The sequence below is a fragment of the Kitasatospora sp. NPDC059817 genome, from assembly GCF_042731835.1.
In the GTDB taxonomy this organism is placed as follows: domain Bacteria; phylum Actinomycetota; class Actinomycetes; order Streptomycetales; family Streptomycetaceae; genus Kitasatospora.
This window is the reverse complement of sequence record NZ_JBHWIR010000425.1, coordinates 1-1,567: the sequence shown is the minus strand read 5'-3', so window position 1 is coordinate 1,567 and position 1,567 is coordinate 1. Positions and strand designations below refer to the sequence as shown.

Sequence of the window (1,567 nt, the reverse complement as noted above, 5' to 3'; positions counted from 1 at the left end):
AACGGCCACTTGCAGATCACCTACAAGGACACCGCCGACAAGTGGGCGACCACCGACCTCACCACCAAGGTCGGCACCCCGGTGACGGACGGCGCTGTCAGCGCCACCACCGATCCCGATGGCACCCTCGCCGTCTACTCCCGTGGTTCGACCGACGGCGGCCACATCAACCTCACCGCCCTCCAGCCGAACGGTCAGTGGGCCGCGGTCGACCTCACCAACATCGTCGGCACCCCCGCCAGCTGACCCCCCAACCAGACCGACGGCTGACCACCGGTCCTGACGCCGGCCGGGGGTTTTCCCCGGCCGGCGCCCATCCCGCCATCGCGCCGCCCCAATGTCAACGGAGTTGACCGTGACCACCCGCACCCGCCGCACGTCCGCCCTCGCCCTGCTCGCCTCCAGCCTCCTCGCCTGGGGAACCTCCGCCCTCACAACCGGGCAGGCCTCGGCCGCCTCCGTGTCGACCTGGGACAAGGTCGCCGCCTGCGAGAGCGGCGGCAACTGGTCGATCAACACCGGCAACGGCTACTACGGCGGCCTGCAGTTCACGAAGAGCACCTGGCTCGCCTACGGCGGAGGCCAGTACGCCCAGTACCCGAACCAGGCCACCAAGGAACAGCAGATCCTGATCGGCGAGAAAGTCCTCGCCGGGCAGGGCGAGGGCGCCTGGCCGAGCTGCGGTCCGAAGGCGGGCCTGGGCTCCGACCACGCCAACCCGTACCCGTCGACTCCGCCGGGTTCGACGTGGATACCGGCGTTGGGTGACGGTAGTTCGGTGAGTGGTGCTGACGGCATGGCCTACACCTTCACCCGTAGCGTTGACGGTCATCTCCAGGGGACTGTCAGGTATCCGACCGACAAGTGGGCCACCGTCGACCTCACCAACGTCGTCGGCACCCCGAACTCCGCCGGCGGTGCACCCAGCGCCTTCGCCATGAAGAATGGCGTTACCGGTGTGGCCAGCGCCAACGCCGCCAACGGCCACCTCCAGATCACCTACCGCGATGCCGCCGACAAGTGGGCCACCAGCGACCTCACCAACCAGGTCGGCACACCGGTCACAGGTGGTGCGATCCGCGCCGCCACCGATCCTGACGGCACGCTTGCCATCTACTCGCGTGGTTCGACGGACGGCGGGCATCTGAGTCTCACCGCTCTTCAGCCGAACGGGAGTTGGGCGACCGTCGACCTGACGAACGTCGTCGGCACCCCGGTATCGGCGGGTGGGGCGCCCGCGACCTTCACCCAGAAGAACGGGACCGTCGGCGTGGCCAGCGCGAATGCTGCCAACGGTCATCTCCAGATCACCTACAAGGATGCCGCCGGTCAGTGGGCGACCACGGACCTCGCCAACCAGGCCGGCACACCCGCCACCGACGGCGCCGTCAGTGCCACCACGGACTCCGATGGCACCCTCATGATCTACTCCCGCGGCACGGACGGTCATCTTCAGGGCACCGCCAGGTATGCGAACGGCCAGTGGGCGACGGTAGACCTGACGAACGTCGTCGGCGCCCCGGTCTCGGCCGGTGGCGCGCCCCTGTCTCTTATAAACAACTGACGC

2 protein-coding genes are annotated in these 1,567 nt (G+C 68.5%); both read left to right on the top strand.

The window, feature by feature from the left end; all coding sequences use genetic code 11:
* On the top strand, positions 1 to 246 hold a 246-nt coding region (locus ACFV61_RS35965; RefSeq protein WP_380496395.1), incomplete at its 5' end, for a hypothetical protein.
* Positions 247 to 355: 109 nt separating this feature from the next.
* Positions 356 to 1,564 carry a transglycosylase family protein gene (locus ACFV61_RS35960; protein WP_380496393.1) on the top strand — a complete coding sequence of 403 codons (1,209 nt, stop codon included), beginning with the start codon at positions 356 to 358 and terminating at the stop codon, positions 1,562 to 1,564.
* The last annotated feature ends 3 nt before the right edge of the window (positions 1,565 to 1,567 follow it).